Genomic DNA, 14,813 nt, shown 5'->3' with positions numbered 1-14,813 from the left:
AAGCGGCCGGGGAGAATACCCCTTTTTCTTGTTGTTGCCCGCGAAAAGAGGTGCTGGCCTAATGAAGTTCATCCATAAGTATGCTATCCTTCCCCTTCTGCTCCTGATGCTCTCCTCCTGCGGCGGACAGGATGTAGCGGAGCCGGAGCCGCAATACCGGATTCAGTCCGGCCATGATCTGAGGATTCTGACAACGAGTGACACCCATTATTTAGCGCAGGAGCTAAGGGATCTCGGACCTGCCTTCCAGCAGTTTCTGGCTGCCGGTGACGGCAAGCAGCTCGGCTACAGCAAGGAAATGCTGGAGGCGCTGGGCTATGATATCGGAATCCGCAAGCCGGATGTGGTGATTATCAGCGGGGATCTCAGCAACAACGGGGAAGAAGCCAGCCATAAGGAGCTGGCCGGACATCTGAAGCGCATTGAGCAAGACACCGGAACCCGGATCTATGTGATCCCGGGCAATCATGATATCCGGAATCCCTGGGCCCGGAGCTTCCGCGATAAGCGCCAATACGTCACAGATTCCGTGAGCGCCAAGGCATTCCGCCAGATCTATGGCAGCTTCGGTTATGATGAGGCCCTGCTGAGAGACGAGGATTCGCTCAGTTATCTGGCTGCCCCTTCGGAGGAGCTGTGGCTGCTCATGCTGGATACTGCACAGTACGGAGACAATAAAGCGCTGGGCCATCCCCAGCTGGAGGGCCGGGTGAGTGACCGGACCCTGGAATGGATCGCTGCCTGCGGCGCGAAGGCCGCTGCCGCAGGCGCGCAGCTCGTGACGGTCATGCATCACAGCCTGCTGAATCACAGTGAATTCATTCAGGAGGGCTTCACTGTAGAGGACCATGCCAAGGTTACAGATGCCTTGATGCAGAGTGGTGTACGGACGGTTCTCAGCGGGCATATACACATTCAGGACATCAGTGAATATAGCCATGACGGGGAGCGTATCTATGACATCGCCAGCAGTGCTTTATCTGTTTTTCCCCATCAATACGGACTCTTAACCTATTCCTCCGCCCGTCAGACTCTGGATTACAGCACGGCAAGATTAGGGATGGAGCAATGGGCAGCAGCCTCCGGCAATACCGATCCAAATCTGCTGGACTTCAGAGCCTACAGTGAAGCCAACTTCCGCAAGCGGTCTGCCACCCGGAGTTATTACCGTCTGGCTGAAGACCCCGCTTACGCCCGTTATACGGAGGCTGCGCTGAAGCAAATGGCTGACGTTGTGGGAAGGCTGAACGAGAATTACTTTGCAGGCTCTGCTAGTACGGACAATGCAGCCGTGACCGCCACAGAAGGCTACCGGCTCTGGCAAGACGCCCCGCCAAGTGGAACGAGAAGCTATGTTCTGGAGATGGCCTCGCAGCAGCCGAAGAACAATCATGAACTGCATGTCCAGCTTCCTCAGCGGTGATGTTTGAAAAACTGGAAATAGGTGTAAAATAGACAAGTATGCTTACACCTACTGCTGAGGAGATGATAATCACCATGTTCACACGTATGGATGAGATTATGATTGAAATCCCGGACGTCGAGAAACCAGATCCTAATGCTGCAGCAGCCGTACAAGAGCTGCTCGGAGGCAAATTCGGTGAGATGTCAACACTCAATAACTACTTGTACCAGTCCTTCAACTTCCGGTCCAAGGACAAGCTGAAGCCCTTCTACGACCTGGTAATGAGCATTACCGCCGAAGAGCTGGGCCATGTTGAGCTGGTCTCCCACGCCGTGAACAAATGTCTAAGAGGTTCCACGGCTTATAAGAAACCGGATTCCACACCGCTTGCGGATGTCAAAGACGCACGGCTGTCTTATCATTTCCTGGCAGGCGCACAGGGGGCCATGCCGTTCGATTCGATGGGCAATCCATGGACCGGAGCTAATGTGTTCAACAGCGGTAATCTGGTGGAGGACCTGCTTCATAACTTCTTCCTGGAGTGCGGGGCCAGAACCCATAAAATGAAGGTCTACGAAATGACCGACCACCCTGCAGCCCGGGCGGTAGTCGGCTTCCTGCTTGTCCGTGGAGGTGTTCACGTGGTCGCTTACGCCAAGGCGCTGGAGATTGCCACAGGCGTCAATGTTACCAAGCTGGTGCCCATTCCTTCCTTGGACAACAAAGCTTTCAATGAAGCCAGAAAGTACGAGGAAAAAGGCGTTCATACGAAGCTGTACACCTGGAGCGATAAGGATTTCAGCTCCATTGACCAGATCTGGAAGGGGACTCACCCGGAGGACGGGCTGCCGCTTGAGGTCATTCAGGGCGTACCGGAAGGCTTCCCTATCCCCGAGGCCCCGGAAGTGAAGGAAGAATTCGCACCGGGCATCTCTGCCGAGGAATTCAAGGAGATTGCCAAACGGCTGAAAATGGCCGGGAATATTCATGACTAGCAGCTTGAGCCAAGCCTAGCGGATAATAGCACCGATAGAGAAGCGGATGTCCCGGAAGCCATGAACTGGCTGCCGGAACATCCGCTTTGTTTGGGTATGGATACTTCTAAGATCTCTGCCTTATAACTCCGGCTCAAGCAGCAGTGAGGTATCGGCAACAGCCCGCCCATTCACAAGCAGCACAAGGGTATGCTCTCCGGGATAGTGCTTCCGTGTAGTCAGGTTGGCCCAGCGGTGGGTCCGTGTACCGGAGAGTCTGGTGCCGCCGGGCACGGTTTTGTCGGATAACAGAAACAGCTTGCGCGAGGTCTTGCCGCCGGCCTTGACGAAGTTGATCCCGTATTCAATGCGGATGCGCACCGGACCGCCCTCCCGGATTGTCAGAGTGTATTGCAGCTCACAGTGCTCCCCAATCCGCAGCTCGGCCGGGTCGGCCGTTAGGACAGCCAAGCTGACCAGCGGGGTACCGCTCTCCTCCGGGGCATATCCGAACAGCTCCATGATCTCAGGGTCCGCCTTGCGGATCAGAGAGCGGCAGCCATGCCGCACAATCCAGTTCGTCTTTACATTACTGCCCAGCCAGCGGCGGGCGGTAGCTATCACGATATCAGGGTGATCCTTCGCGATATCGTTCAGGTTGTTGGCTACACTTTTGCGCACATAGAGTGACGGGTCAGCCTTCAGCTTCTCCAGCAGCGGCAATAGCGGAGACGGATCGCGCTTGAACATCGGCAATGCCTGGCCCCAGGGCAGGCGGGGACGGCTGCCCTCGCTGGCGAGCCGCCGCACATGCTCCCCCGGATGCTCCGCCCAGACCAGCATTTGAGCCATCATCCGCTGCGGGTCACGCAGCAGGAACGGCCTGACGGCAAATTCCGCCGAGGACTTCGGGGTGAACCGCTCCAGCGCCTCCATCGACAGCTCCCAGTGCTCCTCACCTCCACCATACACCTCTACGAAATCCGGGAAAATCAGATACGGGAAGCCGACACAGTCCTTATCTATCGCATACAATATCTTCAGCGCTTCCTCATAGGCCGGGGGCAGGCAGCTGCCCAGTGTCTCTGTAATCCTCCGCATCCGTGCCTTCAGCTCCAGCTCCTCCCACGGCTCCCTCATCGCCTCAGCCATGAAGCGGCCTAGCTCGAACGAACCGTAGACGGCTTTAATCTTCATTCCCAGGCTATGCAGGAATTCTTGGTTGTACATTGCTTTCAGGGGTTCGGCCATTCTTGAATTCCTCCTGCTGATGTAATTGGATTCTCTTATAATGAGAGCATACCATACGAACCGGACATCCCTGTGTCAACTTTCGGCTGGATATATATACACCAAGTATAGCCTATGTTCAAATCCGGCAGCCTGTCGTACAATAAGATTTAAGTTTTTTCCGCTGACGATGAACTTATTTGATGAAAGGACTGGGACTTTTGCCACAGACACTTGTTAAAAACATTGATTTTTTCGTAGCCGCACTGTCACAGACCTTCGTATCCGCCCTCCAGCTTGACCCTGACGGAATGTACTCCCAGGTAGGCAGCGGAGTCGTTGACAAATTCTCTGATGAGTATGTCCGGCTGAAAAGATTCGACGGCTCCACCTCGCATTACGCCCGCGATATTACGAAATTTCAGCATAACCATGCCTGAGAAGCTTCGGGGTCTCTTCATCAAAGGAGAAACAGCGCTCGCCTGTGATCCTCCCTCCCCTCTTCAAACGCAGACCCTGGACCCTGATCCGGGTCTGTTTTTGCGTTGACTATTCACAAAATATTAACGTGTGCATTCCAATAAACTATTGACTTGATGCTGCTGGAGAACTAAACTGAAATCGTTAACAATTCCATGTACCCGGGGAGAACCTATGATTACCATCAAAGATATTGCCCGTGTTGCCGGTGTGTCCCATACTACTGTATCGAGGGCGCTGAACGGCAACCCGCTGATCAAGAAGGCCACCCGGGATAAGATTGAACGGATTGCCGCCGAAATGAATTATGTGCCCAATTACAGTGCCAAGAGCCTGGTCACCAAAAGATCGTTCATCATCGGCCTGTTCTTCTCCAGTATTGAGCAGGGGACTTCCTCAAGCTTCCTGGTGGATGCCATCAAAGGCATTACGCACATTCTCGATGAGAACTATAATCTGACGGTGAACGGGATCGACGGTGTGCAGCATTTCAGCAATATTCAGCCGCAGCGCTTCGACGGCATTCTGGTCATGAGCCAGAGCGATGAAGACAATGCCTTCATCTATCATGTGAAGAAGACCGGCATTCCGCTAGTGGTGCTGAACCGCCAGTTGGAGGACCCCGGCATCATGAACGTGGTCGCCAATGACCGCGAAGGCGTCAAGGAAGCGATTGATTATGCTGTGCAGCAGGGTCACCGCAAGCTGGCTATTATTGAAGGCAAGCCCGGCTTCAAGTCCTCAAGCGAACGTAAGCAGGGCTTCCTGGACAGTCTGATTGCAGGCCGGCTTCCGCTGAACCCTGATTATTTTGCCCCGGGAGATTACAGCATCGAGAGCGGATATGCGGCGATGAGCAAGCTGCTTAGCCTGGAGGACCGGCCTACGGCTGTGTTCTGCTCCAATGATGATATGGCGATTGGCGCCATGAATGCCTGCTATGCCCACAAGGTGCAGGTGCCGGAGCAGATCTCACTGATCGGCTTCGATGATATGATGTTCGCCCGCTATACGAATCCTGCCCTAACCACGGTCCGCAAGCCGATTGCCGAGATCAGTGAGCTGGGCATTACCATGCTGATCCAGCTGCTTCAGCAGCCGGAGACCCCGCCGCAGCAGCTGTTCGTTAAGACTTCGCTGGTGGTAAGGGATACGGTTGCAGAAGTATAACTCTATTTCAACCTACCCGCTATTTTCTGCAGATACGGAGCCTTCCTGGACAAGAGAAGGAATTCCGTATCTTGCTTAAAATAAAATGTTAACGTGTGCAATTTATCACTGTATTTTAAAGGAGATCATGACCACTATGACAAACCGTTTATCCAGAAGCACTCACCCGGGGCTAACCCTCCATCCGGAACGGATGATTCAGTTCGGCGAAGGCAACTTCATGCGTGCGTTCGTAGACTGGCAGCTGCAGCAAATGAACAATCAGGGTCTGTTCAACGGAAGCGCTGTCCTCATTCAGCCCATTGCGCAGGGAACCGGAGGCGTAGCTGACCTGATGGCCGCTCAAGACAACCTCTACACCGTGCTGCTTAATGGCATCATGGACAACGAGACCGTCAATTCCCGCGAAATTATCAGCTCGGTCAGCCGGGTGATTAACCCATACATGGATTATGAAGCTTATCTCGCGCTCGCCGAGAATGATAATCTGGAGTTCATCACCTCCAATACTACCGAAGCCGGCATTGCCTATCTTCCAGGCGACCGCGCAGACGATGCCCCCCCTAAGAGCTTCCCGGGCAAGCTGACTGCGCTGCTCCACCGCCGCTTCGAGCTTGGCAAGAAAGGCTTCGTCATTATCCCCTGCGAGCTGATTGACCGCAACGGCGAGAAATTACTGGAGATCGTAGAACGTTATGCGGCTGACTGGAATCTTGGTGCAGAATTCCTCCAATGGCTAAAGTCCGAGAATACCTTCTGCTGCAGTCTGGTGGACCGGATTGTCCCTGGTTATCCGCGTGACCAGGCTGCCGCCCTCGAAGCTGAGCTCGGCTATCTTGATGACGTAATGGTAACCGCAGAGCCGTTCCTCTTCTGGGTCATTGAAGGACCGGAGTCTCTGACAGAGCGCCTGCCGCTGGCTAAGGCCGGACTGAATGTCGTGGTGACACCGGATATGACGCCTTACCGCGAACGCAAGGTTCATCTGCTGAACGGACCGCATACCGCTATGGTCCCTCTGGGCCTGCTCGCCGGTCTTGAGACGGTTGAAGACGTCATGAATGACGGTACCTTCTCCCGCTTCGTGAAGCAGTTGATTGAAGAGGAGCTGATCCCTATGCTGGATCTGCCTGCCGGGCAGCTATTGTCATACGCCGATGCCGTACAGGAGCGCTTCCGCAATCCGTTCATCCGCCATGAGCTGACCTCCATCTCGCTCAACAGCATTTCCAAATTCAAGGCCCGCCTGCTCCCGGTTCTGCTTCGCTACCAGCAGGAACGCGGCCAGCTTCCGGAGCGGATGACCCTCGCCTTCGCCGCCCTGCTGCTCAGCTACCGGGGCGACCGTATTCGCCGGCAGGACGGCGCAGAGGTACTGGCAGTGTTCGATCAGGCCTGGAGCCAGCCGGCCAGCTTCGTGAACACCATTCTTGGCGACAGCAGCCTGTGGGGACAGGATCTTACCCTGCTGCCGGGACTGGCTGATGCGATAGCCGCCCATTTGCATCAGCTGGAGCATGAAGATTCCCGCGCAGCATTACAGGAACTCGTCGGCTGAACCGGCGAGTTTGCACGAAGAAGTTCAGAGAAGCGCAGCTTACAAACTTTTAGGAGGGCCAACATGAAAAACTTAATGAAAATGAACCCGAGAGATACGGTAGCTGTAGCCTTACGGCCGATTGCTGCCGGAGAAGAACTCACGATAGACGGACTAACGCTTCAGGCCGCCCAGGAGATTCCGCAGGGGCATAAGATTGCCCTGACCGGTTTCAGCAGCGGAGACATCATTACCAAATACGGTTCCCCGATCGGCCATGCCACGGCTCCGATTGCCGCAGGCGACTGGATTCATACGCATAACATCAAAACCAATCTGTCCGGGGAGGAAGAATACGAGTATGTGCCTGATGTCCATCCGGTGATTTATCCGCGCCGTGATTTGACCTTCCAGGGGTACCGGCGGAGTAACGGCAAGGTGGGCATCCGTAATGATCTGTTCATTATTCCGACCGTGGGCTGTGTGAACGGCGTTGCCGAGCAGATGCTTCAGGAGTTCAAGGCCGAGCATCCCGATCTTGGCGGATTCGACAACCTGACCGTGCTGAAGCATCCTTACGGCTGCTCCCAGCTGGGCGATGATCACCGCATGACCCGCAGCATTCTGCTCGATGCCGTTAATCATCCCAATGCAGGCGGTGTACTCGTCTTCGGCCTTGGCTGCGAGAACAATATCGTCTCCGAGTTCCGCAGCATGCTGGGCGATTATGACGGGTCCCGGGTTAAGTTCCTGGTGGCCCAGGAGGTAGGCAATGAGCTGGAAGCCGGTCTTGTGCTGCTGGAGGAGCTGTATGAAGCCGCTGCGAACGACGTTCGTGAGCCGGTTCCGCTCAGTGAGCTGAACATCGGGCTGAAATGCGGTGGCTCGGACGGATTCTCCGGCATTACGGCCAACCCGCTGCTGGGCGCATTCTCCGACTTCATCATCTCTCAGGGCGGAACCTCGGTGCTGACAGAGGTGCCGGAAATGTTCGGTGCGGAGAAGGTGCTGATGGCCCGCGCTGAGAGCAAGGAGGTCTATGATGATATCGTCTCGCTGATCAATAACTTCAAGCAGTATTTCCTCTCTTACGGCGAGCCAGTCTATGAGAATCCGTCTCCGGGCAACAAGGCCGGCGGCATCAGCACACTGGAGGACAAATCGCTCGGCTGCACCCAGAAGGCCGGTTCGTCGCCGGTGGTGGATGTATTGCAGTATGGCGTGAAGCTGCGCAAAAAAGGGCTGAGCCTCTTACAGGCTCCCGGCAACGATCTGGTCGCTGCGTCTGCGCTTGCCGCTTCCGACTGCCAGCTCGTGCTGTTCACCACCGGCCGCGGCACGCCTTTCGGCAGCTTTGTGCCTACGGTTAAGATAGCAACGAACAACGACCTTTTTGCCAAAAAAGGCCACTGGATGGACTTCAACGCAGGCCCCCTGCTGGAAACGCCGATGGCCGATGTGCTGGAGGAATTCATCACATATATCATTGATGTCGCCAGCGGCCAAAAAACACGGAACGAGCAGAATGAAGTGCGTGAGCTGGCTATTTTCAAAACAGGCGTTACCTTGTAGAACTTATTCCAATCCATTCAAAGGGAGATCCTACTCATGTTCCTAAACGAGGACTTCATGTTGTCCGGCGAAACAGCACGGCTACTCTTTCATAATCACGCCAAAACCATGCCCATTATCGATTACCATTGCCATCTGGACCCGCGCGAAATCTATGAGGACCAGCCCTTTGAGAATCTGACCGCAGCCTGGCTGTACGGCGATCATTACAAATGGCGGCTGATGCGTGCGAACGGCGTTCCTGAATCGCATATTACCGGCGACGCCTCTGATTATGATAAATTTCTGGCCTGGGCCCGTACACTGCCTAAGGCAGTAGGCAACCCTCTGTATAGCTGGACGCATCTGGAGCTCCGCCGTTTCTTCGGTGTAGAGGAGCTGCTGAATGAAGCCACGGCGCCGGCCATCTGGGAGAAGGTCAACCGCAAGCTGGCTGAACCGGGCTTCACCCGGCGCGGCCTGATCCGCAGCAGCGGTGTCAAGGTGATCTGCACCACCGATGATCCGGCAGATTCCCTGGAGTATCACAAGCTGCTGCAGGGGAGTGAGACCGCCTTCCAGGTGTTCCCGACCTTCCGTCCTGACAAGGCGCTGAACATCGATGCCGAAGGCTTCGCCGCCTGGACCCTTAAGCTGGAGTCGGCCTCCGGCCTGCCGGTCAAGAGCTATGCCGGGTTGCTGGATGCCCTGCGTAACCGGGTTGCCTTCTTCCACGAGCAGGGCTGCCGCCTGTCGGACCATGCGCTGGATATCCTGCGTTACGAAGCAGGTGCGCCTGAGATCGTTGAAGCTATATTCGCCAAAAGAATGCAGGGTGCTGTGCTGTCACCGGAGGAAATCACCCGCTACCGCACAGAGCTGCTGACCGCGCTGATCGGTTTCTATCATGACAAGGGCTGGACCATGCAGCTTCACCTGCATGCTTACCGCAACAATAACACGCCGATGTTCCAGCGATTGGGACCGGATACCGGCTATGACGGCATCAACGATCTGCCGCTGACCACAGCGCTGTCGCAGCTGCTTGACCGGGCCGAGAGCGGCAGCGGCCTGCCGAAGACGATCCTCTACTCGCTGAATCCCGGCGACTACCCTGCCCTGCTGGCTCTGCTGGGCTGCTACCAGAAGGACACCCCCGGCAAGCTCCAGCTTGGCTCCGGCTGGTGGTACAACGATACGCGCAGCGGCATGCGCCAGCAGCTGACCCTGCTGGCTGAGAACAGCCTGCTCGGCAACTTCGTCGGCATGCTGACCGATTCGCGCAGCTTCCTGTCGTATACCCGGCATGAATATTTCCGCCGGGTCCTGTGCGGGCTGCTCGGTGAACTCGCCGAACGCGGGGAAGCGCCGGATGACCTAGAAGTTCTGGGGGCTATGGTCCGGGATATCTCCTACAATAACGCAGCCGGATATTTCGGCTTCCAGACTGCCGGCAGCGAAGCCGGAGTCACCGTCTAGATGGAGGCATGCTGAAGATGCCGACTATCTATATCGCCGGAGACTCTACCGCCGCCCAGAAGGGCGGCGGGGAATGGCCAATGGCCGGATGGGGCGAGTACCTGCAGCAGTATGTCAGCCGGAAGGTGCAGATTGAGAACCGGGCCATCAACGGACGGAGCACACGCTCCTTCCTGGCAGAGGGCAGACTGGCAGACATGGAGCGGGATTTCCTCCCCGGAGACTTTCTCCTGATCCAGTTCGGCCATAATGACCAGAAGCTGGAGGACCCTCTCCGTTACACGGAGCCGCATACCGAATACCGCCGGAATCTGAAGATATTCATTGATTCCGCCCGCAGCCGGGGCAGCTTCCCTGTACTGCTGACTTCCGTGAGCCGCCGCCGCTTCACTACGGACGGGGAACCAGACCCGCAGGCTGTCGGACTCTATCCGCAGGTTATGCGGGAGGTTGCAGGGGAGACCGGAACACCTCTGCTTGATATTTTTGCCGCCTCCCAGCAGCTCTACCGCAGACTGGGAGTGGAAGCATCGGCCGGGCTGTTCATGCACCTGCCGCCGGGCGCACGCCCCAACTACCCGGACGGCATTACCGATGACACGCATTTCTGCAGCTCCGGGGCGCAGCAGATCGCAGCGCTGGTAGCCGAAGCGCTCGCACAGTGCGCGGAGCTGAAGCTGCTGCATCCGTATCTGCGTGCGGGTATAGCTGGGGGTCGGCAGGCGAGGTAGCCGAAACGCTAGCGCAGTCCGCGAAGCTGAAACTACTGCACCCGTATCTGCGGGTGTAGCTGTGGGAAGCAGACAAGTGTGTAGTTTGGATTAGGTTATGCATGAGCCTGTGGAGCATTGCAAACATAGCGCACATTATTCGCCATCCTTACATGTTGCTTCAATCCTCAGACAGTATGATCGGGCCGCCTGTGACCACTTTTGGACATAGGCGGCCTTTTTAGTGGCGCTCCATGCGAACTCTTATATCTGAATACAAAGGAGTCTAACCCTATGACCGTTCCATTTCACCTGGGCGTCCGTGCCCATGACTTCAAGCGTTGTCCGCTGCCGCAATTAATAGATAAGCTGAAGGAGCATGGCTTCCCGGCGATTCAGTTAGCGCTGCATAAGTCTTTTCCGGAGAGTGTGGCTGAGCTTGGCGCACTAAGTCCGGGTGCTGCTGCGTACTATGGCGATGCCTTCAGACAAGCAGGTATCAAGATTGCTGTCCTTGGCTGTTATGTGAACATTATTGATGCTGACCCTGCCAAGCGCGCGCAGGCGCTGAGCGACTTCAACACTCATCTGCGGCTGGCCCGAGACTTCGGCGCGAGTCTGGTCGGTACGGAGACCGGCAGTGTAAGTCAGGGGTATACACCGGATAACTTCACGGAGGAGGCTTTTGAACAAGTGGTTGACTCCGTCAGTGCCATGGTTGCTGAGGCCGAACGCTTCGGAGTAACTGTAGGCATCGAGGCAGGCGTCAACCACCCGCTCTACACGGCCCAGTTAGCCCGGCGTCTGCTGGATACTGTACCGTCTAATAACCTGCAAATTATACTGGATGCTGCGAATCTGATGACCCCGGACAATTATCTTCAGCAGGAGCAGATTGTGGCAGAAGCGCTGGAGCTGCTCGGCAACCGGATCGCGGTTTTGCATCTGAAGGATTTCACAGTTAAGAACGGCGCCATCTACATCGTTCCTGCCGGACAAGGGATGCTGAACTTCGCCCCGCTGCTCCGCTACATGAAATATAAGCGCCCGAATATCCAGGGCCTGCTGGAGAGTACTCCTGAGGAACATCTCCAGGCCAGCGCGCAATTCCTGCGGAACATGTATAACGAGGTTTAACAAAAGTGCTCTGCGGATGGATGTTGGGCGCTTGATGAGGGTAATCTTGCACAAACTGCAGCTTCTCCCCCAACATATACACTCATAACTAAAATTGTTGTACAAAAGGCAGGATTCCTCCTCTAACTAAGCATCTTGGCCTGCACATTCCTGCATTTCCTGCAACAATCCTCTGGCAGGCCCCTATTTCGGGGTAGCCAGGTTGCATAACTTGCAACATTTGAGGGTATTTGCTCTAAGTGAGCGGTCCACTAAACGAGTGCTCCCGTAAACGGAGCACTTTATGAATAGCAATAAGACCGCCCATAGTTAACCGGGCGGTCCGTTGCTTGGTGCCGCTATTCCCCGGCCTCGGGGGAAATCACACCTTTTTTGAGTATAATGTTCCCGTAGAGTGCCTCTTCCCCTGTAATTAGAATGGCGTAGCCGTGCTTGGAGCGGTCATAGAAGTCGAAACGCTCTTCATACTCCACCTGCACCGCAGGATCATGCCGGGTGAGAATCTCCTTGTACGTGTCCCATATCACAGGGACTGTGGGGTCTCCCTCCACTACAGCCATGAAGGCCGCCTGAGCCGGAGCATAATGATCCAGCGGTAGCAGCTCCAGGATGGCGTCAAGCAGCCGGGGGATACCGATTCCGTCAGCCCGCAGCACCCGGGAATGCAGCGCATGTCCCGGATAATTGGCGTCTGCCAGCACCAGCTCATCCCCGTGGCCCATCTCCATCAGGGTGCGGACGAGCTCGGGGGAGAGCAGTTTGGGTATTTTTTTGAGCATATTCCTATCTCCTCTCGGCTTCATTACATCCCGTAAAATGATCTCAGCGCCACCAGCTCCTCAATCCGGTGCGGCGGCAGCTCACGCTCTCCCCCGATCATGCGGGTCAGGAAGGTCAGCTTCGCCGTGTACTCAAGCCGCTCCATGTTCATATAAGCAGCCATTACATCCTTGCCCCAGGTCAGGGCCCCGTGGCTCTCCAGCAGCACAGCGGTCTTCTTGCCCAGGAAGGGAGTCAGCGAATCCGGGATCTCTTCGGTCGAAGGCGTCCCGTATACCGCCAGTGGAATGTCTCCCATGGCAATGACGGATTCCGGCATCATCATTTTGTCCAGCGCTTCCCCCTTGATGGCAAAAGCGGTAGCATACGGCGGATGCGCATGAACCACCCCGCCCATCTCCGGCAGCTCATTGTAGATCTTCAGGTGCATTTTCACTTCCGTGGACGGCCGATAGCCCTCCGCTGCATCCAGGATCTCACCCTGCAGATTGACTTTGACCAGCATATGCGGCTGGAGATAGCCCTTGCTGACTCCCGTGGGCGAAGTAATGACCTCAGTGGCCGACAGGCGGGCGGAGATATTGCCGTCATTGGCCGCGATGAAATCCTTGTTGAACAGATTCCGGCCGATATCGCAGATTAGGCGCCGTAGTTCTTCTTCATGATTATTCATAATTGCCTCCTTGATTGCTGCTTAATTGCTGCTTGATTGCTGGTTGAAGCTTGTCAGTTCTGATGTGATAAAGACGGCTGGTACCGGAGCGTTGAACAGGACCGGGCTGCCACCCTTGGGATCTCTGCGGGATCGACAGCACCGAGCGCCGTCAATTGCACCAAAAGGTTGCCGATCGCGCTCGCTTCTACCGGTCCGGCAATAACCTCTTTACCGGTGGCATCCGCCGTCAGCTGGCACAGCAGCTTGTTCTGAATGCCGCCGCCGACCATGTGAATGCGGCGCACCGGACGGCCGGTGAGCGCCTCCAGCTCACGGATCGTATCCGCGTAAGACCGGGCTAGACTCTCCAGAATGGAGCGGATGATCTCCGCCCGGGTCTGCGGCACCGGCTGCCCGGTGCGGATGCAGTAGGATTCAATCCGCAGCGGCATATCGCCCGGTGTGCTGAAGAGCGGATCATTCGGGTCCAGCATGGCGATGCACGCCTTGGACCGGTCCAGCTGCCCGGCCAGCTCGGCGGCTTCCTGATGGCTGAGCGGTTCCCCCGCTTCAGCCCAGCACCGCTGGGTCTCCTGGAGCAGCCAGAGGCCGGTGATATTCTTCAGCAGCCGGTTGGTGCCGCCGAAGCCGCTCTCGTTGGTGAAGCCTCTGGCCCGGGCGGCATCGCTTAATACAGGCTCTGCTGTCTCCAGGCCCACCAGCGACCAGGTTCCGCAGCTGATGAATGCAGCGGACGGCAGCGTGGGGCTGAGTCCGGCGGGCCGGTCAGGTCCGGCGGAGCTTGGATCTGGGGAGCTAAGATCGGCGTTGCTAGGATCAGCGCTGCCAGGGCCGACACAGCTAGCATCGGTGCAGCTAGAGTCGAATCCGCCGTAAGGAATGGACGCCACGGCGGAAGCCGTATCATGCGAAGCTCCGGCGATGATCTGGAGCGGGCCGCTGCCCAGCTCTTCCTGGAGTGCGGGCCGGAGCTCCCCCAGCACCGTGCCTGCCGGAACCAGCCGGGGCACAAGCGTCACCGGCAGCTCCAGCCTGCGCAGCACTTCGGCTGCAGGCGCTGTGGACTGCGGATTCAGCAGGCCGCTGGTGCTCCAGATGGTCTGCTCGGCCACGGCCACACCGCTGAGCATATAATTGAACAGATCCGGCATCAGCAGCAGCTGTCTGGCGGTTGTCCGCAGCTCCGCCTTCGCCATAAGATCGGCAAACAATTGATACACCGTGTTAATCGGGCTGGATTGGTTGCCCGTCAGCTTGAATTGCTCTGCCGGAGGCAGCGCAGCCTCTAGTGCTGAAGCGAAGTCCGCCGTCCGCTGATCCCTGTAATGATGCGGAGCGTACAGCAGCCCGCCCTGCTCATCCAGCAGGCCGTAGTCGACTCCCCAGGTATCCACGCTCAGAGAGCGCAGCGGGCCATACTTTGCCGCAGCCGCTGCAATCCCTTGCTTGATCTCCTCAAGCAGCCGCTGCACATCCCAGTGCAAATGTCCGTTGACCTCTACCGGTCCGTTAGGGAAGCGGTGAATCTCCTCCACTGTCACCTTCCCGTCCCTGTAGCTTCCCAGTATCACTCTGCCGGAGCTGGCTCCCAGGTCGATGGCCAGCAGCCGGATTCCTTGGTTACCGGTTACCTCCATAACTTGCGTCTTCGCCTCTGTCATCTTCCCACCTCTTCACGTGGAGG

13 protein-coding genes are annotated in these 14,813 nt (G+C 56.6%); 9 read left to right on the top strand and 4 right to left on the bottom strand.

Translation table 11 applies throughout. From position 1 onward, the window contains the following. Window positions 1-61 precede the first annotated feature (61 nt). Both MKY64_RS05165 and MKY64_RS05160 read left to right on the top strand, forming a co-directional pair. Window positions 62-1,423, top strand: coding sequence for a metallophosphoesterase (locus tag MKY64_RS05165; RefSeq protein WP_340951380.1), 1,362 nt, complete (start codon window positions 62-64; stop codon window positions 1,421-1,423). A gap of 74 nt (window positions 1,424-1,497) precedes the next feature. Continuing rightward, a complete protein-coding gene (locus MKY64_RS05160) occupies window positions 1,498-2,400 on the top strand; it encodes a manganese catalase family protein (protein WP_036731772.1) in 903 nt (300 codons plus the stop codon). A gap of 120 nt (window positions 2,401-2,520) precedes the next feature. On the opposite strand, the gene MKY64_RS05155 is transcribed toward MKY64_RS05160, so the two are convergent. Further along, window positions 2,521-3,630, bottom strand: coding sequence for a hypothetical protein (locus MKY64_RS05155; RefSeq protein ID WP_036731769.1), 1,110 nt, complete (start codon window positions 3,628-3,630; stop codon window positions 2,521-2,523). 200 nt (window positions 3,631-3,830) lie between these two features. On the opposite strand from MKY64_RS05155, the gene MKY64_RS05150 reads away from it, so the two are divergent. From MKY64_RS05150 to MKY64_RS05120, 7 genes are all read left to right on the top strand, one after another. Continuing rightward, window positions 3,831-4,049: a hypothetical protein gene (locus MKY64_RS05150; protein WP_081751390.1), complete on the top strand. Its 219-nt coding sequence runs from the start codon at window positions 3,831-3,833 to the stop codon at window positions 4,047-4,049. Window positions 4,050-4,263: 214 nt separating this feature from the next. Next, the gene (locus MKY64_RS05145; protein ID WP_036731763.1) at window positions 4,264-5,259 is read left to right on the top strand and encodes a LacI family DNA-binding transcriptional regulator; all 996 of its coding nucleotides are present in this window, start codon (window positions 4,264-4,266) and stop codon (window positions 5,257-5,259) included. A 136-nt stretch (window positions 5,260-5,395) separates the two neighbouring features. After that, window positions 5,396-6,817 carry a tagaturonate reductase gene (locus MKY64_RS05140; protein WP_340951375.1) on the top strand — a complete coding sequence of 474 codons (1,422 nt, stop codon included), beginning with the start codon at window positions 5,396-5,398 and terminating at the stop codon, window positions 6,815-6,817. 63 nt (window positions 6,818-6,880) lie between these two features. Further along, the gene (locus tag MKY64_RS05135; RefSeq protein ID WP_036731758.1) at window positions 6,881-8,368 is read left to right on the top strand and encodes a UxaA family hydrolase; all 1,488 of its coding nucleotides are present in this window, start codon (window positions 6,881-6,883) and stop codon (window positions 8,366-8,368) included. A gap of 36 nt (window positions 8,369-8,404) precedes the next feature. Then, the gene (gene uxaC, locus MKY64_RS05130) at window positions 8,405-9,826 is read left to right on the top strand and encodes a glucuronate isomerase (RefSeq protein ID WP_036731756.1); all 1,422 of its coding nucleotides are present in this window, start codon (window positions 8,405-8,407) and stop codon (window positions 9,824-9,826) included. Window positions 9,827-9,843: 17 nt separating this feature from the next. Beyond that, on the top strand, window positions 9,844-10,557 hold the full coding sequence (locus tag MKY64_RS05125; protein ID WP_340951371.1) for a rhamnogalacturonan acetylesterase: 714 nt from the start codon (window positions 9,844-9,846) through the stop codon (window positions 10,555-10,557). A 273-nt stretch (window positions 10,558-10,830) separates the two neighbouring features. Next, the gene (locus MKY64_RS05120; protein WP_340951369.1) at window positions 10,831-11,673 is read left to right on the top strand and encodes a sugar phosphate isomerase/epimerase family protein; all 843 of its coding nucleotides are present in this window, start codon (window positions 10,831-10,833) and stop codon (window positions 11,671-11,673) included. Between the two features lie 338 nt (window positions 11,674-12,011). On the opposite strand, the gene fucU is transcribed toward MKY64_RS05120, so the two are convergent. From fucU to MKY64_RS05105, 3 genes are read right to left on the bottom strand one after another with little or no spacing between them, the layout of a single operon-like run. Beyond that, on the bottom strand, window positions 12,012-12,452 hold the full coding sequence (gene fucU / locus MKY64_RS05115; RefSeq protein ID WP_340951368.1) for an L-fucose mutarotase: 441 nt from the start codon (window positions 12,450-12,452) through the stop codon (window positions 12,012-12,014). A gap of 23 nt (window positions 12,453-12,475) precedes the next feature. Continuing rightward, window positions 12,476-13,126, bottom strand: coding sequence for a class II aldolase/adducin family protein (locus MKY64_RS05110; RefSeq protein ID WP_036731751.1), 651 nt, complete (start codon window positions 13,124-13,126; stop codon window positions 12,476-12,478). 53 nt (window positions 13,127-13,179) lie between these two features. After that, window positions 13,180-14,790 carry a rhamnulokinase gene (locus MKY64_RS05105; RefSeq protein ID WP_340951365.1) on the bottom strand — a complete coding sequence of 537 codons (1,611 nt, stop codon included), beginning with the start codon at window positions 14,788-14,790 and terminating at the stop codon, window positions 13,180-13,182. Window positions 14,791-14,813: the final 23 nt, after the last annotated feature.

It is taken from the genome of Paenibacillus sp. FSL R7-0210, assembly GCF_038009085.1.
Classification (GTDB): Bacteria; Bacillota; Bacilli; order Paenibacillales; family Paenibacillaceae; genus Paenibacillus_AQ; species Paenibacillus_AQ silagei.
This window is presented reverse-complemented; position numbering and strand designations above follow the sequence as displayed.